The organism is Ruegeria sp. BE1, assembly GCF_056538885.1.
The window spans coordinates 728,487-753,677 of sequence record NZ_JBQFTY010000002.1; the positions used below are offsets into that span (position 1 = coordinate 728,487).

20 protein-coding genes are annotated in these 25,191 nt (G+C 61.1%); 12 read left to right on the forward strand and 8 right to left on the reverse strand.

Annotated elements, in window-relative coordinates:
* Positions 1 to 51: 51 nt before the first annotated feature.
* The 6 genes from ACR0J5_RS09895 to ACR0J5_RS09920 form a co-directional block, all read right to left on the reverse strand.
* Entirely contained in the window at positions 52 to 1,356 is a 1,305-nt protein-coding gene (locus ACR0J5_RS09895; RefSeq protein ID WP_480652794.1) for an NAD(P)/FAD-dependent oxidoreductase, read from the reverse strand.
* Positions 1,353 to 2,027, reverse strand: a complete 675-nt coding sequence (locus tag ACR0J5_RS09900) for a TetR/AcrR family transcriptional regulator (RefSeq protein ID WP_480652796.1) — start codon at positions 2,025 to 2,027, stop codon at positions 1,353 to 1,355. Before ACR0J5_RS09900 ends, ACR0J5_RS09895 begins: the two co-directional genes overlap by 4 nt.
* Entirely contained in the window at positions 2,028 to 3,578 is a 1,551-nt protein-coding gene (locus tag ACR0J5_RS09905) for a trimethylamine methyltransferase family protein (protein ID WP_480652798.1), read from the reverse strand. It lies immediately after the preceding gene.
* Positions 3,578 to 5,980 carry a GcvT family protein gene (locus ACR0J5_RS09910; RefSeq protein WP_480652799.1) on the reverse strand — a complete coding sequence of 801 codons (2,403 nt, stop codon included), beginning with the start codon at positions 5,978 to 5,980 and terminating at the stop codon, positions 3,578 to 3,580. Before ACR0J5_RS09910 ends, ACR0J5_RS09905 begins: the two co-directional genes overlap by 1 nt.
* A gap of 111 nt (positions 5,981 to 6,091) precedes the next feature.
* The gene (locus tag ACR0J5_RS09915; protein WP_480652801.1) at positions 6,092 to 6,721 is read right to left on the reverse strand and encodes a glutathione S-transferase family protein; all 630 of its coding nucleotides are present in this window, start codon (positions 6,719 to 6,721) and stop codon (positions 6,092 to 6,094) included.
* Between the two features lie 9 nt (positions 6,722 to 6,730).
* Complete coding sequence (locus ACR0J5_RS09920; protein ID WP_480652803.1) at positions 6,731 to 7,228, reverse strand: class I SAM-dependent methyltransferase; 498 nt, start codon at positions 7,226 to 7,228, stop codon at positions 6,731 to 6,733.
* A 232-nt stretch (positions 7,229 to 7,460) separates the two neighbouring features.
* On the opposite strand from ACR0J5_RS09920, the gene ACR0J5_RS09925 reads away from it, so the two are divergent.
* From ACR0J5_RS09925 to ACR0J5_RS09945, 5 genes are read left to right on the forward strand one after another with little or no spacing between them, the layout of a single operon-like run.
* Positions 7,461 to 9,233 (forward strand): ABC transporter ATP-binding protein, encoded by a 1,773-nt coding sequence (locus ACR0J5_RS09925; protein ID WP_480652805.1) that lies wholly within the window; start codon positions 7,461 to 7,463, stop codon positions 9,231 to 9,233.
* A complete protein-coding gene (locus ACR0J5_RS09930) occupies positions 9,226 to 11,136 on the forward strand; it encodes an ABC transporter substrate-binding protein (protein ID WP_480652807.1) in 1,911 nt (636 codons plus the stop codon). Before ACR0J5_RS09925 ends, ACR0J5_RS09930 begins: the two co-directional genes overlap by 8 nt.
* A 14-nt stretch (positions 11,137 to 11,150) precedes the next feature.
* On the forward strand, positions 11,151 to 12,179 hold the full coding sequence (locus ACR0J5_RS09935; RefSeq protein WP_480652809.1) for an ABC transporter permease: 1,029 nt from the start codon (positions 11,151 to 11,153) through the stop codon (positions 12,177 to 12,179).
* Positions 12,176 to 13,330, forward strand: coding sequence for an ABC transporter permease (locus ACR0J5_RS09940; RefSeq protein WP_480652811.1), 1,155 nt, complete (start codon positions 12,176 to 12,178; stop codon positions 13,328 to 13,330). Before ACR0J5_RS09935 ends, ACR0J5_RS09940 begins: the two co-directional genes overlap by 4 nt.
* Positions 13,327 to 14,682 (forward strand): CoA transferase, encoded by a 1,356-nt coding sequence (locus tag ACR0J5_RS09945; RefSeq protein ID WP_480652813.1) that lies wholly within the window; start codon positions 13,327 to 13,329, stop codon positions 14,680 to 14,682. Before ACR0J5_RS09940 ends, ACR0J5_RS09945 begins: the two co-directional genes overlap by 4 nt.
* An 88-nt stretch (positions 14,683 to 14,770) precedes the next feature.
* On the opposite strand, the gene ACR0J5_RS09950 is transcribed toward ACR0J5_RS09945, so the two are convergent.
* A complete protein-coding gene (locus ACR0J5_RS09950; RefSeq protein ID WP_480652816.1) occupies positions 14,771 to 17,143 on the reverse strand; it encodes a mechanosensitive ion channel domain-containing protein in 2,373 nt (790 codons plus the stop codon).
* Positions 17,144 to 17,506: 363 nt separating this feature from the next.
* Between ACR0J5_RS09950 and ACR0J5_RS09955 the strand changes: the two genes are divergently transcribed.
* The 7 genes from ACR0J5_RS09955 to ACR0J5_RS09985 are packed head-to-tail and all read left to right on the forward strand — an operon-like array spanning position 17,507 to position 24,001.
* The gene (locus tag ACR0J5_RS09955) at positions 17,507 to 18,721 is read left to right on the forward strand and encodes a glycosyltransferase family protein (protein WP_480652818.1); all 1,215 of its coding nucleotides are present in this window, start codon (positions 17,507 to 17,509) and stop codon (positions 18,719 to 18,721) included.
* Positions 18,718 to 19,965, forward strand: coding sequence for a glycosyltransferase family 4 protein (locus ACR0J5_RS09960; protein ID WP_480652819.1), 1,248 nt, complete (start codon positions 18,718 to 18,720; stop codon positions 19,963 to 19,965). Before ACR0J5_RS09955 ends, ACR0J5_RS09960 begins: the two co-directional genes overlap by 4 nt.
* Positions 19,965 to 21,041 carry a glycosyltransferase family 4 protein gene (locus ACR0J5_RS09965; RefSeq protein ID WP_480652821.1) on the forward strand — a complete coding sequence of 359 codons (1,077 nt, stop codon included), beginning with the start codon at positions 19,965 to 19,967 and terminating at the stop codon, positions 21,039 to 21,041. The genes ACR0J5_RS09960 and ACR0J5_RS09965 overlap by 1 nt, the downstream gene beginning before the upstream one ends.
* Positions 21,038 to 21,622 carry a histidine phosphatase family protein gene (locus tag ACR0J5_RS09970; RefSeq protein ID WP_480652823.1) on the forward strand — a complete coding sequence of 195 codons (585 nt, stop codon included), beginning with the start codon at positions 21,038 to 21,040 and terminating at the stop codon, positions 21,620 to 21,622. The genes ACR0J5_RS09965 and ACR0J5_RS09970 overlap by 4 nt, the downstream gene beginning before the upstream one ends.
* Entirely contained in the window at positions 21,619 to 22,758 is a 1,140-nt protein-coding gene (locus tag ACR0J5_RS09975; protein ID WP_480652824.1) for a glycosyltransferase family protein, read from the forward strand. Before ACR0J5_RS09970 ends, ACR0J5_RS09975 begins: the two co-directional genes overlap by 4 nt.
* Positions 22,755 to 23,528: a polysaccharide deacetylase family protein gene (locus ACR0J5_RS09980; RefSeq protein WP_480652826.1), complete on the forward strand. Its 774-nt coding sequence runs from the start codon at positions 22,755 to 22,757 to the stop codon at positions 23,526 to 23,528. Before ACR0J5_RS09975 ends, ACR0J5_RS09980 begins: the two co-directional genes overlap by 4 nt.
* Positions 23,525 to 24,001, forward strand: coding sequence for a class I SAM-dependent methyltransferase (locus ACR0J5_RS09985; RefSeq protein ID WP_480652828.1), 477 nt, complete (start codon positions 23,525 to 23,527; stop codon positions 23,999 to 24,001). Before ACR0J5_RS09980 ends, ACR0J5_RS09985 begins: the two co-directional genes overlap by 4 nt.
* A 23-nt stretch (positions 24,002 to 24,024) precedes the next feature.
* Here the strand turns inward: ACR0J5_RS09985 and ACR0J5_RS09990 are convergent, their stop codons facing one another.
* A complete protein-coding gene (locus tag ACR0J5_RS09990; protein WP_480652830.1) occupies positions 24,025 to 25,164 on the reverse strand; it encodes an alpha-D-ribose 1-methylphosphonate 5-triphosphate diphosphatase in 1,140 nt (379 codons plus the stop codon).
* Positions 25,165 to 25,191 lie beyond the last annotated feature (27 nt).

Genomic DNA, 25,191 nt, shown 5'->3' on the forward strand with positions numbered 1-25,191 from the left:
GGGCTCCGTCTTATTCGGCCCCATGAATGTTAGAGCTTTTTGAGCGGTCGGCTAGCCCAGAACCGAAAAACTGCTTTCTTCGTTGATCGGGCGCTTGCGGGAATAGAACCCCACATCGATGGTCCGCTTGATATAGGGCAGTTCGAATTGCAGCGGTTGCGCGTCATGATCCGCGCCGCCCTCGCAATAGTCGATCAGCGCGGCCATCATCTTGCCCGCAATCGGTGCGTTCTTGTACTGATTGCCGCTGGTGCCGCAGGCCATGTAGAACCCCGGCAGGCTGGATTTGTCATAGATCGGAATCCAGTCGGTCGAGGCATCATACAAATCAACCACCCCCCGCGTTTTCGACGGTATGCCAAGGCTGGGCACCCTTTGCGCATAGCGCATCGCCTGCGTCGTCCATTGATCGGTGAAGTCGCGGTTGTAATGCACGTCATCCTCGCACCACTGATGCGGGTCGCATTCCGGGTCTTCCGAGCCGACAAGGATATGGTTGCCATGTTCGGGCCGACAATAAAGCGCAATATCGCTGTCCGACACGATGGTGCCGTCGTTTTCGAAATCGAATCCTTCAGGTGCGGGGACATGCACCACCTCTTGCCGCAAGGGACGGGTTTCGATGGTCATATCCTCCAGCACACCCGCCATACCATTGATGATGGCCGAGCCCGGCCCGGCCACGTTCACCACCACCTTGGCCCGGATGTCCTCGCCCGAGGCCAGCTTGACCCCGGCCACGCGCCCGTCTTCGGTCAGAATCTCGACCACCTCGGCCCCGGTGCGCACCTCGGCCCCGTGCTGTTTGGCGGCATCCATCAGGTTCTGCGCCGACAAGGCCGGATCGGTGACATAGCCCGCCTGCGGCCAGAACACCCCGCCCTGCATCTTGCGCCCGTTGGGTTGGCCGAACTCAGGATCATCCATGCGTTTCGGTGGTGTGAAACTGTCCAAGGAATAAACCGGCAGCCGCTCGGTAATCTTTTCAGGCGACCACTCCTCGAACGGGCACTCCAGATCGGCGCTGTTTTTCATGTGCTTGTCCAGCATCCCGTTGGCGTCGGTCTTCATCACCAGACACCCCGTCTCGCGGAACTGCGCCAGATTGGCGTCCGCAGGCAGGCCCAGATAGTCGGCCCAGTCGCGCCAGTAGTGGTACCCCTCCCACGCGAACGCGGTGCCATCGAAGGTCGAATAATGCATCCGAATGATGGCGCAAGACCCGGCGGTGGATCCATGCCCGACCTGAGCGTTGCGGTCCAGTGACAGGGTTTTCCACCCCGCCTTGGCCATCTCGAATGCGATGGCGGCGCCGATCACACCGGTGCCGATGATGATTGCGTCAGGTTGGCTCATGGCGTGTTCTTCTCCCAGTAAAACCGCGAATAGGCGCTGAACCCCTCGATCTCTTCGGCGAGCGGCTCAACACCGGTGAAAACAAACAGGTAGTGAGAGACCAGCGACAGCCGCAGCGACATCGGCTCATTCAACTGCGCCAGATCGTATCCGATCTGCATATAGTAAAGAACACGCGCGCGCGTCTCGGCCTCGGTCTCCTCATAGTCATAGCGGATGAACATGGCCCGCAAGGCCGCCAGCCGTCGTGCATCCGACTGGTCCAGCATCCGCCGTACCTTGCCCGACCGCCGCGCCCAGTCGCGCACGGCAAAATCCAGGGCCGTATCAAAGAGTTCGGGGTTCACCACGCAGCGCTGCACATTGCAGACAGCAGCCGTGATCGTTGCCGCAGGCAGTTCGGATTGGGCGATCAAGGCCGCCGTATTGGTCGCCTGCCATTTGGTCAGCAAGGCGTCCAACAGCTCCTGTCGGGATTTGAAGTACCAATAGAAAGATGACCGCGATACCGCCATACGCTCGGCCAGGTTCATCACCTTGACCTGCTCGACCCCGTCCGAGATCAGCACGTCCATCGCGACATTCAGCCAGTCGTCCCGCGTGACCTTGATATTGCCGATCAGAGGCTCGGCATCAGGGTCATCGCGGTGCAGGATGGGTTTGGTGTTCATTCAACTCTCCGGTGGTGCGCCGCCCTCGGCGGTCCGGCGCGCGATGAAATCCTGTAGGGCGCCCAGCCCGTCACTTTGTTGCGGCGGCTCGAAATTGGCCAGGATGTCCTTCCATACACCCGTCGCGCGGTGATTGGCATCGATCGCGCCGCGCTCGGTCCAGGTGCCGAAATTGGCGTAGTCATGGACATGGGGCTGATAAAACTCCGTATTGTACCGCTCCATCGTCTGGGTTGAGGCAAAGAAGTGCCCGCTGGGGTCGACCTCGGCCAGCGCAGTGTCAAAACCGATCTCGGCGGGGCCTGCCTGCGCCCCTGCGCAAAGCTCGGCCACCATGTTCAGGACCTCGGCGTCACAGATCAGCTTTTCGAATGAGACGGACAATCCCCCCTCCAGCCATCCGGCCGAGTGGATGATCACGGTCGCCCCGGCCATCAGGCACCCCCACAGGCCAAACTGGTTCTCATTCGCCGCCTGAACGTCGTTGATGTTCGAGGCCGACCCAGCAGCCGACCGCCACGGAAGGCCCAGATGCCGCGCAAGTTGTCCGGCGGCCAGAGACGCCTGAAAATGCGAGGGCGTTCCAAAGGCTGGCGCGCCCGATTTCATGTCCACATTGCTGGTGAACGTCCCATAACACACGGGCGCGCCGGGGTTGGTCAGTTGGGTCAGGGTCAGGGCCGCCAGAGCCTCGGCATGGGATAGCGTGATCGCGCCCGCCACCGTAATCGGGGCCATCGCGCCCATCAAAGTAAAGGGCGTGATAATGGACATCTGGCCATGCCGCGCGAAATCGATAAGCCCCTGCGCCATGGGAATGTCCAGCGTGCGCGGGCTGTTGGTGTTGATGATCGTATAACAATGCGGGTTTGCGCGGAACTCCTCATCACTGAGCCCGCGCGCGGTGGACAGCATTTCGAAGCAATCCATCACCTGCGGCGTCCCGCGCGAGAAGAAGAAGGGGAACTTGTCCGTCAGCTCCATCTGCGCCTGCGTGGTGAAGTAGTGCCGCAGATGGGTCGGCACATCCTGCGGCTCGACCTGGGGTGAGATCATCTGGAACACATCGAAATGATGGGTCAGTTTCAGAAATTCCAGATAATCCTGCCCTGTCGCGGGTCGCCGCCCGCGTTCCAGATCGGTGGCATTGGGTGCCCCTGCCCCCGGCTGAAACACCAGCGACCCCAGCTCCAACGTGAAATCGCGACGGCGTGCACCGGCGCGACACTTGATGGATTTAGGGGCCGAGGCAACAGCGGCCTCAACCATATCGCGCCCGATAAAGACCATCTCGCTATCTTCATCCACACGCGCGCCTGCGGTGGCAAAGATACGTCGCGCCTCGGGCAGCAGGACCTTGACCCCAAGCTCTTGCAGGAGGCGCAGCGCGGTCTCGTGCATATCCGCGATCTGGTCTGCGGGGAACACCTCCATCTGCGGAAAGGGGTTCTGCAACTGGCGATAGTTCACATCGCGGCTGGGGGGCGGCGCGGCTTCGGCCCCGCGCCCCCGCCGTCTGCGGCCGCGTTCTGACGTTTGCGAGATCACCATCAGCCCCTCATCGCCTTGCCTTGCGGGTCATAGGGCGACGGCGCGATGACCCGTGCGGGCCGTTCAACGCCAACCACATGCACTGTCAGCTCGGTGCCCGGTGCGGCCTTGTCCCGGTCAACCAAAGCCATCGCCAGCGATTTGCCGGTATAGTGCCCATAGCCGCCCGAGGTCACAAAACCCACGCGATCACCCCCCGACCAGATCGGTTCATACCCACTGGCGTCGGCATCCAGCGCGTCCACCTCCAATGTCACCTGAACCTGCGCCGGGCCGTTGCCATCGCGTTCGGCCAGAGCGGCCTCTTTGCCGACAAAATCCTTATCCCAGTCGATCCAGCGATCCATGCCCGTCATCCCGGGCGTATAGAGTTGCGTGAATTCCGCCGACCAAATGCCAAAGCTCTTCTCCAACCGCGTGGACAGCATTGCGTTGAAACCGCACTCGCGGATGCCCTCATCTGCGCCCGCCTCAAGCAGCATCCGGCGCAGTTTGATGTGATCACCATAGCGGCAGTTGATCTCGTACCCTTTCTCACCCGTCACCGACATGCGTGCGACGCGGGCACGGACGAGGCCAATGTCGAAGCTACCGCACCCCATGAATTTCAGGCCCGAGATGTCCTGCTCTGCCAGCTTCTCGACCACCGCCTGCGATTTCGGACCGACCACGGCGAACCCACAGTATTCTTCGCCCAGATCGCGAATATCTACGCCATCCATCATATGGTCATCGAACCAGCGCATATGCCAGGCGCGCAGGTAATAGCTGCCCATGATCCACCAGGTGCCATCTCCCCAGTTGAGCACGGTCAGATCGCCCTTGAGGCGACCGTTCTCACCCAACATCGGGGCCAGCTTGGCGCGACCCGGCGCAGGCAGTTTCGAGGCCATGACCTGATCCAGCCACGCCTCGGCGTTCGGGCCGGTCACCTCGAATCGCGAAAAGCCCGAGATGTCCAGCAGGCCAACCCCTTCGCGCAGGGCTTTGCACTCCTCAGCCACAATATCATGCGCGTTCGAGCGTTTCAGGGTCGGTGTTTCTTCAAACCCTTTCGGCGCGAAATAGAGCGGCACCTCAAGATCCCAGCTGACGCCCCATTTGCACCCGGCCTCGGTCATCGCGTCATGCGCGGGGGCCATTTTCAGTGGACGGCCCGCGGGCAGTTGCTCATTGGGATAGGTCATCACGAACCGGCGCGAATAGAACTGACCCGTGGTCTCACGAATATAGCGTTTGTTCTGCGCAAAATCGCCATAGCGCGCCACGTCCATAGGCCATGCGTCGGCCTCGGGCTCACCATGGATCATCCACTCGGCCAGCGTTTTGCCGACGCCACCGCCCTGCAGGAACCCGGCCATCACCGCGCAGGCCGACCAATAGCCCCGCTTGCCCGGCACTGGCCCGACCAGAGGGTTGCCATCCGGCGAGAAGGTGAATGCGCCGTTCACCCATGTCTTGATACCCACATTCTGGATTGAGGGGTAGCGTTCGAAACCCAGCGTCAGCTCGTTCTCGATCCGGTCAAGCTGTTCCTGAAACAGTTCTTCGCCATAGTTCCACGGCGCGCCGTCCATGGCCCAGTGTTCGTGATCGATCTCATAGATACCAACCAGAACACCCTTTTGATCCTGCCGCATATAGGTGAACCCTTCGAGGTCCACGGTCATCGGCATCTCAAATTCAGCCTCGGCTACTTCAGGCACTGTATCAGTGATCAGATAGTGGTGTTTCAACGGGGATACCGGCAGCTCAACCCCTGCCATGCGTCCCACCTGCTTGGCCCACAGGCCCGCCGCGTTGACCACATGCTCGCAGGTGATGGTGCCCCGGTCGGTAACGACCTGCCAGCCATCGGCGGTCTGGATCAGTTCCTCGACCTTGGTTTCTTCATAGTATTCAGCCCCACGCTTCTTGGCCGCTGTCGCATAAGCCTGCACCGTGCCGGTCGTGTCGATATAGCCCTCGCGATCCGCCCACATTGCGCCCAGCACCCCATCGGTGGACATGATCGGGCAACGCTTCTGCGCTTCTTCGGGGGACAGCAGCTCACAGTCATCAATCCCGATGGACTGGAAGATGCGATAATTGGCCTGCAGCCATTCCCAGCGTTCCGGCGTACCGGCCAGTGTCAGACCGCCGGTCATGTGCAGGCCGATATTCTGGCCGGACTCTTTTTCGATCTCGCTCAGCAGGTCGATGGTGTAGGACTGCAACGACGCCATGTTCGGATCGGCGTTCAGCGCGTGCACCCCGCCCGCCGCATGCCACGAAGAGCCCGAGGCCAGCCGCCGCCGCTCCAGCATGACCACATCCGACCAGCCGAACTTGGCCAGATGATACAGGACCGAGGCGCCCACGACGCCGCCCCCGATGACCACAACGCGATACTGAGATTTCATCCTGCCCTCCGCCACATGACTCGGACAGAACGCTAGATGCACTGTTCACATCTGTCTAGACATTTCTGTACAGTTCCGATCACACGGCTTGGTCACCGCTTTTGCCTGTCTTTAAAGCTGAGCGCTGGGCCGGGTGGCGATCTTTTCAAACCACGCCAAAGTGGTTGGATTTTCCTGCGGAATCCGCCGTTTGATCACGCGGGCAAAATCGACAAAGACAAACCCCGTGATGTCGGCCAAAGTAAACTCGGGCCCCGCGATAAAGGCGCTTTCCGATAGCCGCGCTTCGAGCAGGTCAAAGAATTGACCCACACGCGCCGCCCCCCTTTGCGCCAGTTCGGGGATCTGAGCGTGATTCCCGGCCCCGGGAATCGCGCGGTTGGCAAAGGCGGGATGGGTGTTGCGCAACGTCTCGGCAATTGGCACGCCGCCCTGTTGTTCGATGATGCTGTTCCACATCAGAACCAGACCTTTCTCGTCCGGGCTGCGCCCCATCAGCGGCGGTTCGGGAAATTGCGCCTCAAGATAGGCGGCGACCCCGAGGTTCTCGGTCAGAATTGTACCATCTTCGGTGACCAAAACCGGCAGGGTTGCATTTGGATTGACGGCTCTGAACGCCTCGCTCATTTGTTCGCCCTTGGCGATTGAGATCTCGCGCGTTTCGATCGTCAGCCCTTTTTCCGCGATGAACATGCGGGCGCGGCGCGGGTTGGGGGCGGTTGAGCAATCGTAGAACAGCATGGCGTCCTCTTACCTGCGATAGATGAAACACCGCCCGTCGACCGCGCCGGGCGGCAGAGGCAGTTCAGTCAGCCCGTCGAAATACATCCGGTCGCTGGACACCATCAGCCCGCCTTCGGCCAGCAGCGGTTCGATCAAGGGCGACACAAAACGGGCAAAGGCATCGTTCTTTTCCCGGTTATGCCCGCCAAGATCGGCATGAATCAAACTGGCGGTTGCCCCGAACCGATCCAGAGACGCAGGCAGCGTTTCGCGCACATCGCCCAAAATGACCCGATCCTCGGGCGGGGTCGAATCCGGATGCGATGCAACCGCGCGCTCAAACACGTAAACAGGGCGGTTTTTAACATATTGGACCATGTGGTGATATGTACGCCCGTTGCCCAGGCCCAATTCGAACACCGGCCCGGTCATGCCGCGGGTTTCAGCGATGGCAAAATCCAGACAGGCACGCTGCGACACCATACGGTCGATGAATAGATCCAGTCGGCTTTGTTCGTCGGACACTGGGAAATCTCTCCTTGATAGTTGTCGGTATTCAGATGGGGCCGACACGGCTTTTGATGGCAAATCCTCAAGACTTTGTGTAGGCAAATTGGCGTCGGTTTCACAAAACCGCGACATTTCTGCCCAAGAACGTGTTTGACTAGTCGGGGCCAACCGCGCGAAACTGCGCAAAAAAACACGGGGAGTTGATCAAGCCGATGCCGAGCTACGGCCTAACGGGTGGAATACCCGCATGACTGCGTTGTTGTCTGTCCGCGATCTGAGTATCGGATTCGGGACGGGTGAGCCCGTTGTCAAAGGTGTCAGCTTTGACGTCGAGGCTGGTCAGACGCTGGCGCTGGTGGGTGAGTCCGGATCGGGCAAAACGATCTCGTGCCGGGCGGCTCTTCGGATTTTGCCTCGGACAGCGCAGATTCGCAGCGGTACAATTATTCTGAATGATTCCAAGGGCAAGGACGACCTGACGCAGATCAGCGAAAAGCAGATGCGCGGGATTCGGGGCAATCGCATTTCGATGATCTTTCAGGAACCGATGCGGTCCCTGTCGCCCCTGCATAAGATCGGCAATCAGGTGTCCGAAGTTCTGTGGCTGCATCGCGGCGCGTCCGAAGCGCAGGCCCGCAAAGAGGTGCTGACGCAGTTTGAGCGCGTTGGGTTTCCCGACCCTCAGCGCGCCTATGATTCCTATCCGTTCGAACTGTCCGGCGGCATGCGCCAGCGGGCCATGATCGCGATGGCGATGGTCGCCAAGCCCGAGCTTTTGATCGCGGATGAGCCGACCACAGCGCTGGATGTGACAACGCAGGCGCAGGTTCTGGGGCTGATCAAAGAATTGCAGCGCGAAACCGGCATGGCACTGATCCTTGTGACCCATGATCTGGGCGTTGTGGCCAATATGGCCGAACAGGTTGTCGTCATGCACAAGGGCCGCGTGATGGAGGCCGGGGCCGCCGCCCCCATCCTGACCGCCCCCGCGCATCCCTATACGCAGCAATTGTTCGACGCCGCCCCCGCGATCCCCGACAAGGACGCCGTTGGGCTGCCCATGCCGGACGAAGACCTGATCCTGCAGATGAAGAGCGTGTCCAAGACCTATACCATGCGCTCCAGCAAGGGGTGGCAGGGGGAACGCCTGATCCACGCCTGCCGCGGTGTCGATCTGAACCTTGCGCGCGGCAAGACACTCGCGATTGTGGGGGAAAGCGGATCGGGCAAAACCACCGCCGCCCGGATCGCACTTGGCGCCGAGCCGCCCGACCCCGGCGGAGAGGTACTGTTCCGCAGCTCAGACACCCAAGACCCGATCACGGTCCACAAGATGACCCGCGCCCAGCGCACCGCGTTTCAGCGCAAGGCGCAAATGGTGTTTCAGGACCCCTACAGCTCACTCAGCCCGCGCATGCGCATTCAGGATGCGATGACCGAACCGCTGGAAATTCACAGGATCGGCACCACCTCCGAACAACGGGACAAAGCCGCCGAGATGCTGCAACGGGTCGGGTTGAACGCAGATATGCTGAAACGCTATCCGCACGCGTTTTCCGGCGGCCAGCGTCAGCGCCTGTCCATTGCCCGCGCCATGATGCTGGACCCGCAGCTGATCGTCTGCGACGAGCCAACCTCGGCGCTGGATGTGTCAGTGCAGGAACAAATACTGACATTGCTGGAAAACCTGCAGGACAGTCTGAACCTGTCCTACTTTTTCATCTCGCACGATCTGGCGGTTGTGGCACGCATCGCCGATGAGGTTGCCGTGATGCGTCGGGGTCTGATCGTTGAACAGGCCCCGCCCGAGACGCTTTTCTACAATCCCAGTCACCCCTACACCAAGGCGCTTATTGCTGCTCAGCCTGAACCGGACATAAACCGGCCCATCGACCTGAAATTGGTTGCGTTGGGCGCTGGTTCGCCAGACAGTTGGGAAGACGCCTTCCGATTTACCGACTCCGTGATACCTTCACTGGTAGAGATGGAGCCCGGACACAAGGTAAGATGCCATGTTTAAGACCACTCGCCCCCTGTTACTGGCCGCCACGATGGCCATCGCATGGATGGGGCCCGCCACGGCCGATACACCGACACCGCAAGAAAGCGCGTTCTGGGCCAGCGAAGTGGCCGCAGGCAATCTGCCCGCCGTTGAGGACCGCCTGCCGGATGAACCGCTGGTGGTTGACATGGCTGCCAAAGGGCGTGAGTTCGGAAAACAGGGCGGCACGCTACGCACGATGATCACGCGCAATAAGGACATCCGTCAGATGGTGGTCTACGGCTATGCGCGCCTGGTCGGGTTCAACGAAAACTACGAAATCGTCCCTGATCTGCTGGAATCCTTTGAGAATGAGGATAACCGCAAATTCACCCTGAATCTGCGCGAAGGTCATAAATGGTCGGACGGTTCGCCCTTCACATCCGAGGATTTCCGCTATTGGTGGGAGGATGTTGCCAATAACGAACTTCTCAGCCCCTCGGGCCCGCCGGACTTTCTGATTGTCGAGGGCAAGACGCCCACCGTCAGCTTTCCGGACGAAACAACCGTTGTTTTTGAATGGGCGGACCCCAACCCCGATTTTCTGCAATCGCTGGCACAGGCGCGCCCCCCTTTCATCTATCGCCCGGCTGAGTTTCTGAAACAGTACCACGAGGATTATGCCGAAGCGGAAGAACTGGCCTTTCTGGTCGAAGACACCCGCGTCAAAAGCTGGGCGGCGCTGCACAACAAGCTGGACAATCTGTACAAGTTCGACAACCACGAATTGCCCACGCTGCAGCCATGGCTGAACGCCAGCTCGGGCAAGAAAATCCGGCACAATTTTGTACGCAATCCCTATTTCCACCGCATCGACAGCAAGGGCGTGCAATTGCCCTATATCGACGTGGTCGAGATGGAGATCGTAGCCCCCGGTCTGGTTGCCGCCAAGACAAATGCGGGCGAAACCGATCTGCAAGGGCGTGGCTTGGCGTTCCGCGATGCCTCGATCCTGAAAAAGGGCGAAGCGGGCGGGAATTACAAGACCCTGCTGTGGAAAACCGGCGTTGCTTCGCAGATTGCGATTTATCCGAACCTGAACTTTGCGGATGATGGCTGGCGCGAAGTTCTGCGCGATGTCCGCGTGCGTCGTGCCCTGTCGATGGCAATTGACCGAAACACCATCAATCAGGCGCTGTATTTCAAACTGGCCCAACCCGGAGCCATGTCGGTGCTGCCTGCCTCGCCCTTCTACGACGAGAAAAACGCAAAGGCTTGGGCGCAGTTCGATATCGATGCCGCGAATGCTTTGCTGGACGAGGCCGGCCTGACCAACCGCGACAAATACGGCATCCGCCTGCTGCCTGACGGGCGCCCGATGGAACTGATCATTGAAACGGCTGGTGAGCGGCAAGAGGTTGAAAACGCGCTGCAAATCGTCACTGACACATGGCGTGAGATTGGCGTTGATCTGGTTATGCGTCCGCTGGACCGCGATATTCTGCGCAACCGGGTTTTTGCGGGCAACACCATGGCTTCAGTCTGGTTTGGCTGGGATGACGGCATTCCGCAGGCCCACACCTCTCCGGCCTATCTGGCACCGACCGATCAGGTGTTTCTGGCCTGGCCAAAATGGGGCCAGTATTACCAGACCGGCGGAGATGTAGGCGAAGCACCCGACATGCCCGAAGCCGAACGTCTGATGCAACTGGCCCACGATTGGGAGATCGCCACCACGGATGAAGAGCGTGAGGCTGTCTGGGCCGAAATGCTGAACATCCACGCAGATCAGCTTTATGCGATTGGGATACTGAACGGCGCGCCGCAGCCGGTTGTGGTATCGAACCGCCTGCGCAACGTGCCAGAACAAGCCATGTGGGCGTGGGAGCCCGGCGCCCATTTCGGCATCCACCGGCCGGACGAATTCTTTTTCGCCGACTGATCAGGAGCAGCTAAATGGTCATGCTGCGCTATGCAGTCTATCGCTTTTTCACGATGCTGCTGACGCTGCTGGTGGTGTCGGTTCTGATCTTCGTGATCATCAACCTGCCGCCGGGCGACTATCTCAGCAACCAAATCGCCGAGCTTCAGGCCTCGGGCCAATCCGCAGGTGTGGCCAAGGCCGAGTTTCTGCGCACCGAATACGCCCTGGATCGTCCCATGTGGGAGCAATATCTGATCTGGATGGGATTTTGGCCCGGTCCCCATGGGTTCGAGGGGTTGATTCAGGGCAATTACGGCTGGTCTTTTGAGTTTGACCGCCCCGTCGCGGACATAGTGGGGGATACGCTCTGGTTGACCGTGGTGGTCAATCTGGCGGCCATCCTGTTTGTCTATGCGGTCGCCCTGCCGCTTGGGGTGATTGCCGCCGCACGGTCGCGGACATGGATCGACTATACCTCGGCTTTTGTGGGCTATCTGGGGCTGGCGACACCGAACTTTTTGCTGGCGCTGATCCTGTTCTACTATGGCCACCAATATTTCAACCTGCCCATCGGCGGGTTGATGGACCCCTCTTTCGAGGGCCAGCCGATGAGCTGGGAAAAAGTAAAATCCATACTGGTCCACCTGATTGTTCCAACCTTTGTGATCGGCACATCAGGGGCGTCGGCGATGATGCAGCGCTTGCGGGCCAATATGCTGGATGAGCTGGGCAAACCCTATGTGGAAACCGCCGTTGCCAAGGGCATGGCCCCTTCGCGGATGCTGACGAAATACCCGCTGCGCGTGGCCTTCAACCCGTTCGTGGCCGATATCGGCAACCTGCTGCCCTCGATGGTTTCCGGGTCGGTTCTGGTCTCGGTCGTGCTGGGCCTCCAGACTATTGGTCCTACCCTGCTGACGGCGCTGAAGACGCAGGATCAGTTCCTCTCGGCCTTCATCCTGATGTTCGTGGCATTGTTGACCCTGATCGGCACCATGATTTCCGACATCCTGCTGGTCATGCTGGACCCGCGTATCCGGTACGAGGGGCGTGAGGCATGAGCAAGCATCCCGACGGTCGCTATGTGGACGACGCCCCCTTTGACGCCGACGCCACCTTGCAACAGCTTGAGCGCGCTGATCTGGACGCGCCCAATTGGGTGCTGGTCTGGCGCAAGTTCAAGACACACAAGCTGGGCCTGATCTCGGGCATCTTTCTGCTGCTGTGTTACCTGATGCTGCCCTTTGCCGGGTTCATCGCCCCCTATGGCGCGAATGAGCGCAACGACGCGCATCTCTACGCCCCGCCCCAAGGCATCAACTGGTTCCACGAAGGACAGTTCTTTGGTCCTTTTGTTTACCCGACGACAATCGAAGCCGATCTTGAGACATTCCAGTGGAAAGCCGTGACCGACACAAGCGATCCGCGCCCGATCGAGTTTTTCTGTGAAGGGGCCGAATATAAGCTGGCGGGGTTGATCCGCTCGGACACCCATCTGTTCTGTGCGCCCGAAGGCGCGACACTGTTCCTGTGGGGCTCGGACCGTCTGGGCCGCGATATCTTCAGCCGTATCCTCTATGGCGCGCAGCTGTCGTTGACCGTTGGTCTGATCGGCATCACCGTGTCTTTCGTTCTGGGTATCCTGTTCGGATCCATGGCGGGCTATTTCGGCGGCAAGATCGACTGGGTCATCAACCGCGTGATCGAGGTTCTGCGATCCCTGCCCGAACTGCCCCTATGGCTGGCCTTGTCCGCCGCGGTGCCGTCGAATTGGAGTCCGGTGGCGGTGTTCTTCATCATATCAATCATCCTCGGGATACTTGATTGGCCGGGTCTTGCCCGATCCGTGCGCGCCAAATTCCTGTCGCTGCGCGAAGAGGAATACGTGCGCGCGGCGGAAATGATGGGTGCAAGCTCGGGCCGGGTGATCCGCAAGCACCTGTTGCCGAACTTCATGTCACACCTGATCGCCTCTGCCACATTGTCGATCCCGGCCATGATCCTTGGGGAAACGGCACTGTCCTTCCTGGGCCTTGGCCTGCGGGCGCCGGCGGTCAGCTGGGGCGTGATGCTGAATGACGCGCAGAACCTGGCTTCGATCGAGATCTACCCCTGGACGGCCATCCCGATGCTGCCGATCATCGTCGTGGTTCTGGCGTTCAACTTCCTCGGTGACGGTCTGCGCGACAGCCTGGACCCCTATCAGCAATGAGCCTGATCTCTGCCCTTCCCGCCTCGGACAGTTATGTGTCGACCGGAAAGGGCGCCCTGCCCAGCGCCTTTGCCGTGTCCGAGCTGGCAACCGTCAGTTTCGCAGCGGTCGGTCAGGAAATGGCCCGGCTGATGGTGGTCCTGAACCTTGTACCGAACACGCCCGAACCAACAGTTGATCACAGATTGGCGTCGCTTTGGTACGGGTTTTCGTTCAAGCCTGACGGGTGGGATATGCCCAGCCTGTGGGATGCCGTTGCAGGCGATTACCGGGCCTCGGACGGGTGGATCAGGCTGCACACGAACCTGCCCCGCCACAAAGCCGCCGCCCTCAAGGTTCTGGGTACCACGGGTGATCGCGACGCCGTCTCTCAGGCGCTCAAGGACTGGTCAATTGCCCAGCTTGAAACCGCGATTGTGGCCGAAGGCGGCGTTGCCGCCGCCATGCGCAGCCGGGCGGAATGGCTGGACCATCCGCAAGGGCGCTCAGTCTCACGCGATCCGCTGATCGGGTGGCACAGTCCAAGGCAGATCACCTTGCGCGACCGCCCTGGGGCCACGGCCCGCCGCCCCTTGGCCGGGCTGCGCATTCTGGACCTGACGCGGGTTCTGGCGGGGCCGGTTTCAACCCGCACGCTGGCGGGGTTCGGGGCCGAGGTCCTGCGCATCGATCCCCCCGGCTGGGACGAACCCGGTGTAATCCCTGATATCTCTCTGGGCAAACATTGCGCCTATCTGGACCTGAAATCGCCCACTGGCCTGACAAAGCTGCAAGAGCTGCTGGCGCAGGCGGATGTGTTCGTTCATGGCTACCGCCCCGGCGCGCTGGATGCGCTTGGGCTGACCAAAGCCAAACGGGATGAGCTGGCCCCCAACCGGGTCGAGGTCACCCTGAACGCCTATGGCTGGCAAGGCCCTTGGTCAACACGCCGCGGCTTTGACAGCCTTGTCCAGATGAGCGCGGGGATCGCGGATGCGGGCCGAAACTGGGCCAAGGCGGAAAGGCCGACACCTCTGCCCGTTCAGGCGCTGGATCACGCCACGGGTTACCTGATGGCCGCTGCTGTCCTGTCTGCCATGGCCGAGGCCGCCTCGGGCAATGCCATCATGCTCGCGCAGCTTTCACTGGCCCGCACGGCCGAGCTGTTGGCAGCACTGGCCAAGTCGGGTGATAGCGATGAGATCACCGGTGCAGCACCCGCTGACTACAACCAACAGTCCGAGGCTTCCGGCTGGGGTCCGGGCCATCGCCTGAAACCGGCCCTGACCGTGGGGGATGCGCAGATGTCCTGGCCCATACCGGCTGCGAAACTGGGCACGTCCCAACCAATCTGGCCCTCCCTGTCCGCGTGATGCACCCGCCGCGCGGAACGCGCGGCCCGGCCCAACGCTTTGGGTGGCGTTTCGTCAGAAACGCAGCCCAAAAGGGCGGGAGCCGCCCCTACCGGTCATCCCCGCCGCCGGGGCCAATGTCATCAAGGTAATCCTCGTCAATCGCCGCCTGAACCGCGCCGGTCACGGCCTCACGCTCTTTCGGAGTCAGGTCTTCGGGGTCTTTGCCCTCGGCCAGCCGCACGGTGACCTCACGGTGAGCAAACTTTATGCCCTCGCGCGCGAACAACTCACGGATTTCCTGATACACTTTCTTGCGCACCAGCCACTGATCCCCCGGCTTGGTCATGAACTTGACCCGGATGATCATCGCGGAATCCTGCATCTCGATCACACCCTGCGACTTCAGCGGCTGGATAAAGTTGTCGCCAATCACCGGATCGCTCAGCAATTGCTGACCCAGCTTCTTGATCAGCTTGCGCACCTTCTCGACATCGGTGTCATAGGTCACGCGCAGGGGCAGTTTCATGATCACCCAATCGCGGGAATAATTGGTCAGAACCTTGATCTCTCCAAACGGGATGGTGTTCAGCGCCCCCAGATGGTGGCGTAGTTGGAAAGACCGGACCGAGATTTTCTCAACCGTCCCCTTCACATCGCCAATGTCGATATATTCCCCCTTGCGGAACGCATCGTCCAACAGGAAGAAGGCGCCCGAAAAGATATCCCGCACCAGTGTTTGCGAACCGAACCCAACGGCCAGACCCACCACACCCGCGCCCGCAAACAGCGGGCTGACATTGATGCCCAGCTCCATCAGCGCGATCAGCACAATGGTCACGACAACAACCGCCAGAATTGCCCCACGGAACAAGGGCAACAAGGTGGCCAAACGGCTTTGCCCGCCTTCACCGCCCTCATCGCCCAGCTCTGCGTCGGTACCGTCATCGACTTCTTCGGCGATTTTCGAGTCGATCCAGATGCGAAAGAAATGAAACAGGATATAGCCAATGAACATGATGACCATCACATCGAGGAACCGCTCGATCGGCAAATCCTCGCTCCAGCTGGCATCGGGGTTCCAGATCACCACCAGAGCGTAAATACCAACGACAAACGCCAGGATACCGGCCACACGTCGGGCAAGGTCCTCATAGGTGACAATGCTATGCCTGCGCCTTTCGGCCTCAACGGTTTCGGGGGTCTCGTCACTCGGCTCGTCTGCGTCCTCGTCGGCATTCATCTCCTCGATCTGCCGGTTGCGGTCAAAATACCGCTCCAGCAGATAATTCATCGCCCCATAGGCCACGACAACCGACATGAAGATCGCATAGCTGCTGGCCACAATCGGCAGGGAGTTTTCGTTCTCAAGCACCAGATCAACTGCCAGTTTGAACCAGCTGAAGACCATGTAGACGATCAGGACCGGCGCCCAGGCAAAAGAGATAAACCGCAAAATCCACGACACCTGATCGGGCGCCCGTCCGCCGCGAATAGCGTTGGAAATCGCGCGCGCATTGAACAGGATCATCAGCACGTTGCCCAGCGCACCGAACATGGTCAGCCCGCCGTAGACCAGCGCATAGACATTATAGTTCAGCCCGAAATCCGCCACCCAGGTCGCGAACAGCACGACCGAGATATCATAGGTCGCCAGCGCTGAGGCCCAGATATACAGCCGCTTTGCATCCCGGTCCGAGAAGGGCGGCAACCGGTACTGGCTCAGATACGGCGACAGGACCATGCGCCACAAATCAGACACGGTGCGCGACAGGAAAAAGGCGGTAAAAATCGCCGTCACCGTGAATTGGACCGACAGGTTTCCGGCTTCGCCAAAGAACAAAAACCCGACGATCAGCGCCATCAGCATCGCAAAGATGGTGCCGCCGATCCCCATAAAGAAGCGGAACACCAGAAACGGCATCTTTTCCCTGTAGCCTTGCGGGTCTTCCTTGGACCGCGCGACCACAAATCGTTTGGCTATGCGCTTGCCGTAAATCTCGGTCGACAGCCAGCGCCCCAGCAGCAGGAACAGAACGTTCCAGAACAACACCTCGACATAGGTTTGAATACGGCCATCGGGGCTGGTCTGACGCAGGATGTACTGCACTTCGAACACGGAATACGGCAGAGCCTGAAGGCGCGATTCCAAAGAGGCCCGAAAGGTTGAAAACCTTTCCTGCGCCTTCATCAGTTGCGACCCCTCGGCCATCGGATCGGCCGCCTCAGCAGCGGCGGCAGTGGTTTCATCCCCCGAGGACACGATCTGACCGGCGCTGTCGATGACAATGACGCTTGCGCCTGCTTCTGTCGCCGCCCGGATCGCCGCCGCCAGATCGCTGGGATCGCTGGTGTCGGCTTCGGTGGATGAGCCCGCGTTATAACCAGGGATCAGGGGCGTCTGAGCTATCGCCGCAGGGATGAACGCCGCAGTGAATGCCCAGATCATCAGGGCAATTGCGGCCAGTCGTCTAAGTTGCATCGGGTGGTCTATCCAAATCACATGTTGCGCCACAGGTTACAAAAGCGCCTGTGCTTATTCAAATATTCCGCCTTTCGCGTCCTTAAATTGGTATCAATTCGTGTTCCTGCTGCACCGGGGGCGACAACGGTGTTTGCAAGCCGGGAAAAACTGAATATGACCAAGCCCGTGCGCCGGGCGAATTGGCGACCTTAGGTTTGGGTTTTGGGGTGTTTTCACGCCCGCTGACCGAGATGTTGCCATTTCGCAATGCTTGCCGAAATTGCACATTCCCGTCACCTCCTTTGGCAAGCGGCGGCAAAGAATATACGGTAACGGATGTAAACGCGCGGATTTGCACCGAGAAAGACGGCAGGCGAAGGCATGAGCCTAGGAATAAACAATACGACCAACGGCCGGGCGCCGCGCATCCTGTTCTACAGTCATGACACATTCGGATTGGGTCATCTTCGCCGCTCGCGCGCGCTGGCCGCAGCCATCACGCAAGCCAATGCGGACGCATCGGCCCTGATCCTGACCGGGTCTCCGGTTGCGGGTCGGTTCACCTTTCCGCGTCGGGTGGATCACGTGCGACTGCCGGGCGTGACCAAACGCGCCGACGGCTCATATGCGGCCCGGACGATCGGCATGGGGATCGACGAAGTGACCGAGCTGCGCTCGGGGCTGATCCAGACCGCTGTGCAGCAATTCGACCCCGATATGCTGATCGTGGACAAAGAACCCACCGGGTTCCGGGGTGAGTTGCTGCCCACCCTGGAAATCCTTCGCCATTCACAGCGCACCAAACTGGTGCTTGGCCTGCGCGACGTGCTGGACGAGCCCGAGGTTCTGGCCGCGGAATGGGACCGTAAAGACGCGCTGACTGCGGCTGAGACCTTTTATGACGAAATCTGGGTCTATGGTCTGCGGTCTATCTATGACCCGACGCTGGGCCTGCCTCTGAAACCGGCCACACAATCCCGCATTCACTGGACAGGCTACCTGCGCCGCGATCTTGGTCCGGTCGGAGAGCCCCCCGAACAGCCCTATATCCTGATCACCCCCGGTGGTGGTGGGGATGGCAAAGCGATGGTGAACCTTGTCCTGTCAGCCTATGAGCAGGACCCGACCCTGTCGCCGCGTGCGGTGCTGGTCTATGGTCCTTTCCTGTCTGGCGAGCTGCGTGATGAGTTTGAGGCCCGCGTGGCCGCTCTGAACGGTCGGGTGACTGCCGTTGGCTTTGAATCGCAGATCGAAACGCTGTTTGCCGGGGCCGCCGGCGTTGTCTGCATGGGCGGTTACAACACCTTTTGCGAGGTTCTGTCCTTTGACAAACGCGCCGTGATCGTGCCGCGCACCACACCGCGTCTGGAGCAATGGATCCGCGCCTCGCGCGCCGAGGATCTGGGCCTGGTGCGCATGCTGGACGAAAAGCGCGACGGGCTGACACCGCAGGCCATGATACAGGCGATCCGGAACCTGCCGCAGCAACCGGCCCCGTCTCAGGCGATCCAGAGCGGTCTGCTGGACGGGCTGGATTATGTGACCGGCCGCGTCGACACCCTGTTGAGCCGGGAACAGGAACGGGCGACCGGATGACGACTCGCCAACCGAAACTGGCGGTGCTGGTCAAAGGGTGGCCGCGCCTGTCCGAGACGTTCATCGCACAGGAACTGGTCGCCTTGCAGGAGGCCGGGCACAGCTTTGACATCTGGTCCTTGCGCCATCCGACCGATGTCAAACGCCATCCCTTGCATGACCGGTTCCGGGGGCAGGTGCACTACCTGCCCGAATACCTGTACCAGGAGCCCGGGCGCGTTTGGGCCGCGCGCCGGGCCGCGCAGGTCTTGCCCGGCTATGCCGAAGCCTACCGGGTCTGGCGTGCTGACCTGCGGCGTGATCCAACCCATAACCGCATTCGCCGCTTTGGTCAGGCCTGCGTTTTGGCCGCTGAACTGCCTGCCGAGACACGCGTGATGTATGCGCATTTCATGCACACACCGTCGTCCGTTGCCCGTTACGCCGCCATCATGCGCGGTCTTCCGTGGAGCTTTTCGGCCCATGCCAAGGACATCTGGACCTCGCCCGAGTGGGAGAAGGCCGAAAAACTGCAGGCGCACACCCATGGCGCTGCTTTTGGGGCGACCTGTACCGCCATCGGGGCCGAACACCTGCGCAGTCTGGCCGATGATCCCGCGCGGGTCGATCTGATCTATCACGGGCTGGACCTTGGTCGTTTTCCCGCCCCACCCGACCGGGTCTTGTGCGCGCCGGACGCGCCGTTTCACATGCTGTCCGTGGGACGTTTGGTTGAGAAAAAGGGCTTTGACCGCCTGATCGATGCCTTTGCCATGCTGCCCGACACGCTGAACTGGCACTGGACGCATATCGGCGGCGGCTCACTGGGGAATGCCCTTCGCGCCCGGGCCGAGGCCGCGGGCCTGTCACATCGGATCACGTGGAAAGGCGCCTGCGACCAACCCGAGGTAATCGCCGAGATGCGCAGGGCGGATCTGTTCGTCCTGCCCAGCCGGATCGCCGAGGATGGCGACCGTGACGGCCTGCCCAATGTTTTGATGGAGGCCGCGTCGCAGCTGCTGCCAATCCTGTCCACGCCGGTTTCGGCCATTCCTGAATTCATTGAAACCGGAACGCATGGGCTGCTGTCCGACGATGACCCGGCCGCATTGGCGATGGCCATTACCCGCATGGCCGCAAGGCCGGACCAAACCGCCGCCATGGCCCGCGCCGCCTATGATCGCCTGATAGCCGAGTTCCGCATGGACCCCGGAATCGCCCGCTTGTCTGAAAGACTGCGCGCCCTTGGCGCAGACACCGAGTGATGGCGCGGGTCGCTTTTTACACGCCGATGAAAGCACCTGACAGCCCGGTGCCCTCGGGCGACCGTGAGATGGCGCGCAACCTGATCGCGGCGATTGGCGCGCACGGGGATACCGTGGACCTCGCCTCGCGCCTGCGGGTCTATGACAAGCACGGGGATGCCCAAACGCAGGGCGCATTGCGTCTGGCGGCAGATGCCGAGGTGCAACGGGTGATCGACGCGTTGCCTGCGGGCACAGACCTCTGGGTGACTTACCACAACTATTACAAAGCGCCGGACCTGATTGGCCCACGTGTCTGCGCCGCCCGGAACATCCCTTATGTTCAACTGGAAAGCACCCGCGCGACCAGCCGCCTGAACGGCCCGTGGGCCGGGTTCGCCCAAGCCGCGCATGACGCCTGCGATGCGGCTCAGGTGATCTTTTACCACACCGCCAACGATCTGATCACGTTGGAGCGGGAGCGGTTCGGGGATCAAACCCTCGTTGAGCTGCCACCCTTTCTGCCCCTGTCGGAATTGCCCGCTACATCGACCTGCGAGGGGCCGATGCTGACTGTCGGCATGATGCGGCATGGCGACAAACTGGCCTCGTATACGTTGCTGGCGCAGACACTCGCACTGCTACCCGGCGACTGGTCGCTGAGCATTGCAGGCGACGGTCCCGCGCGCCGCGAGGTCGAAGCACTGATGGCCCCCTTCGGCACAAAAGTCTGCTTTCTGGAACAATGCGACCGCGACCGGCTGCAAAGGGAATACGAAACCGCATCCGTCCTGGTCTGGCCCGGCGTAAACGAAGCGTATGGCATGATTTACCTTGAGGCGCAGGCCAGCGGTGTGCCCGTCGTTGCGCAGGACAGGCCCGGAGTACGGGACGTGCTGGCCCCCGCCGATTACCCCTCGGTTGCCACGGGCCCCGAAGGATTGGCCGCGCGCCTGCGCGAACTGTTGGACGCGCCAGCGCTGCGCCGCGCACTGGGGGCCAAAGCCCGTGCCCATGTTGCACAACGTCACCTCATGCCCGCCGCGACGGATCGGTTCTGGCAAGCGGTGCGCCCTTTGGTGGAGGTTGCAGGATGACCCGATTGGCATTGCTGAGGCATGGGCACACAGACTGGAACCGCGCAGGTCGCATTCAGGGGCGCAGCGACATCCCTTTGGATGCCGACGCCCGCGCCGAGCTCGCCGCGTCCTCCCTGCCCGCGCCTTGGGACGAGGCCGTGCTTTGGTCCAGCCCCCTGCTGCGGGCCAGTGAAACGGCGCAACTGGTGGCAGGGCGCGCGCCGCTCACATCTGAGGCATTGACCGAGATGAACTGGGGCGATTGGGAGGGTCTGCGCGGCGTGGACCTGATCGCAGATCCCAAAAGCGGCTATCGCCATATCGAGGATTGGGGATGGGAGTTCCGCCCCCCCAACGGTGAATCTCCGGCCGAGGTCTGGGCGCGACTGGAACCCTGGCTGACCGCCCTGTCAGGCGACACGGTGGCCGTCTGCCATATCGGCATCATGCGGGTCATACTGGCGCGGGCCTGGGGTTGGGATTTCAACGGCCCCGCCCCCTTTAAAATCAAGCGCAACCGTCTTTATATCGTTGATATGTCGACCATGACCCCGCTGCCGGACCCCATCCGTCTGATCAGACCCGAGATCGCCTCATGAAGGTGATGATCGTTGTGACCCATTTGCTGGGAACCGGGCATCTGAGCCGGGCATTGACCTTGGGCCGGGCCTTTCTGCGGGCAGGGCATGAGGTTTTTGCCGTTTCGGGCGGGATGCCCGCACCGCAACTGGACAGTTCGGGGATGACCCTGCTGGGCCTGCCCCCGCTGCGGTCGGACGGGACCAATTTCACCCGGCTGCTGACGCAAAGCGGAGACGTGGCTGACGAAGCCTATCTGGCCGCCCGCGAAACCGCGCTGGTCAAGGCCGTGCAGGGTTTTGCGCCGGATATTCTGGTCACAGAGCTGTTCCCTTTTGGTCGCCGCGTGCTGTCCTCGGAATTCCTTGCCCTGCTTGAAGCTGCGGGCACGCTTGCGCAACGCCCTGCTATTCTGGGCTCGGTCAGAGATATTTTGGCCCCGCCGTCCAAGCCATCCAAGGCCGAGCGCGCGGACCAGATTGTATCGCAATTCTATGACGGCATTCTTGTCCATTCCGACCCGTCGATGGTTCCGCTGGAGGTCAGCTGGCCCGTGTCCGACCGCTTGCGAGAGCGGCTGTTCTATACGGGGTTTGTCGCCCCCGAGGCGTCGACTCCGCACCCGGAGGGCACAGGCAATGGCGAAGTGCTGGTCAGCGCAGGCGGTGGTTCGGTGGGGCAGCCGATCTTTCGCGCAGCCATCGAGGCCGCCCGAAAGATGCCCAACAGGCGCTGGCGCCTGTTGGTGGGCGGCCAGGATGCCACCGCGCGCATTGAGCAGTTGCAACAAGAGATTGGCGCCGCGCCCGTAACGCTGGAACCAGTACGCCCGGATTTCCGCCAGATGCTGCCCCATGCGGCAGCCTCGGTCAGTATGTGCGGGTACAACACAGCGCTGGACGTTCTGCAAACCGGAGCCCCTGCCGTTTTTGTGCCATTCGACGATGGCAATGAGGTTGAGCAGACCCTGCGCGCCAAAAGCCTGTCGGAACTGCCCGGTATCGGGGTGCTGCCCAGCGCCCGGTTGGACGGTGAGGCATTGGCGCAAGCGGTTGCTGCCGTCATCGAAAATGGCGCGCGCCCGATGGCTGAAAAGGGGTTTGACGGGGCCGCCAGATCGGTTGAGATAGCATGTGGGTTGAGGGAGCGGGCATGACCTCCGATTGGACACTCTTACAGTTGGAGTTGGACGCTTGGCAGGCTGCGGGTCTGACCCTACCGTTGTGGTGGCGGGACGATGATGCGGTTTCCCAAACCCCTCAGCTGGAGGCATTGGCGCAAATGTCCGAGGCGCTGGACCTGCCAGTTCATCTTGCGATCATTCCCCGCGATGCCGATGCAGGGTTGGTTGACTATCTAGGTGATCACACGGGCCTGATCCCCGTTGTACATGGCTGGGCGCACCAAAATCACGCCCCGGCCGACGAAAAGAAATCCGAGTTTCGGCTGCACCGGCCGATGCAGGACGTACTCACCGATGCACAGGCGGGGGTCGATCAGTTGCGCGAGTTGTTCGGAGACCGCTTGCAACCGATCTTCGTTCCGCCCTGGAACCGGATCGCCCCCGAAGTCGCAATGGAGCTACCCGGGTTGGGTTACCGCGTGATCTCAACCGCAACGCCGCGCAAAACACGAAGGCCCGCGCCGGGGCTGGAGCAGATCAACACCCATCTGGACCCGATTGACTGGCGTGGAACACGTGGGCTGGTCAGCGCGGACAGGTTGATTGCGCAGACCGCAAACCTGCTGCGTGATCGCCGCGAAGGGCGGGCCGACAATGATGAACCCTTCGGTGTTCTGACTCATCATCTGGTCCATGATCCCGCAATCTGGACCTTTACCGAAGAACTACTACGCAAACTGCTTGACGGTCCGGGCAGTGTCTGGACCCTGCCCGCGCCCCAAAGAAACGGAGACCCTGAATGAGCCGACTGGATTCCATGCTTCGCCGCCTGACCGCCCAACGCGACGGGCTGAATTGGGCCGCCGGTCAGATCTCGGGCGCAGCCGGAGACGTTCTGGACATGGGCCTGGGCAATGGCCGTACCTATGACCACCTGCGAGAGATCTTGCCTGACCGGCGCATCTGGGTGATGGACCGGGTCCTGCAATGCCACCCGTCCAGCACCCCCCCGGCCGAGGATTTTCTGCAGGGTGAGGCGGAACCGATGCTGGAAAAACTTGCCTCAGGCGGGTCAAAGATCGCCCTTGCGCATTACGATTTCGGGCGTGGTATAAAGGAAGACGATGTGGCCGAGGCCGCACGCCTCAGCCCCCTGATCGCGCAGGTGATGCAGCCCGGTGGGTTGCTGATCTCAGGTCAGCCTCTGGTGGGGTTTGAACAGATCAGCGGCCCGGACACCATCGCGCCGGACCGATACCTGTTTTACCGCGCCTGATCAGACTAACCTAACGCGCCCTGTCAGGCGACGCGACGACCGCGCGACCAGACACCGTTGAGTGCAGGTGCGCCTTCGCGCATGCGAAAACGGATGACGTCGGCGCGCGCACCCTCGCGCAGCTCTCCGCGGTCTTCCAGCCCGACAACCCGCGCCGGGGTCTGCGTCACGGTGCGCAACCCACGCGCCATGTCACCCCATGTCTCGCCCAACCGCGTAGCAGACAACAGCAGCGCGGCGGGCACATAGTCCGAAGACAGAATGTCGAGATGGCCCAGATCGGCCAGCTCTTGCGCGGCCACGTTGCCGGAATGCGACCCACCCCGGATCACGTTCGGCGCGCCCATCATCACCTTGATGCCATGATCGTGGCAGGCACGGGCAGCCTCAACCGTGGTGGGAAATTCCGCCAGCGTGATGCCGTGACCGGCCGAGACCGCCACCTGATCCTGCGTCGTGTCATCATGGCTGGCCAGCATTGCGCCAAAACGTTTGGCGGCCTTGACCGTCTCAACCTCGTGGTGGTCGCCAAACCTATCCCGCAACGCCTTAAGCTGGGCGACATGCTGCAGGAAGTCATCGTCATTCATGCCGTGCTTGCCCTTCATATAGGCCTCAAGCTGGGTCATATCGCGAAATTGCCGTTGCCCCGGCGTGTGGTCCATCAGCGAGACCAGCCCGACGCGATCCTCAGGCCCGAACTCGTCCAACTCATCCACCAGCGTTTCCGAGCACACCTCGGCCCGCAAATGCAGGAAATGGCTGATCTTCAGCGCATCCTGTTCGCGCAGCTCCCATAGCTCGCGCGACAGTTCGCGGGCGTATTTCTTGTAGCGGTTGCCAGACGGGATCGAGCCGATACGCATCGCGTCGAAAACCGTGGTAATCCCGGTGCTGGCCAGTTCCGCATCATGGGCCAGGATCGCCGCCGCATGCGGCCAGTCGACCTTGGGGCGAGGCTGGATGTGACGTTCCAGATTGTCTGTATGCAATTCAACCAGACCGGGGCACACATAATCTCCGCCGCAATCAATGGCCCCCGCCGGAACCGCTGTCCCCGTGGCAACCTCGGCAATGGTTTCGCCGGTGATCCGCAGGCTGCCGGTAACGGTCTGATCCGGCAGAACAAGTGTGGCATTGGCAAGGATCATTTCTTCTGTCATCTGAACTTCACACACTCTGAGCTATTG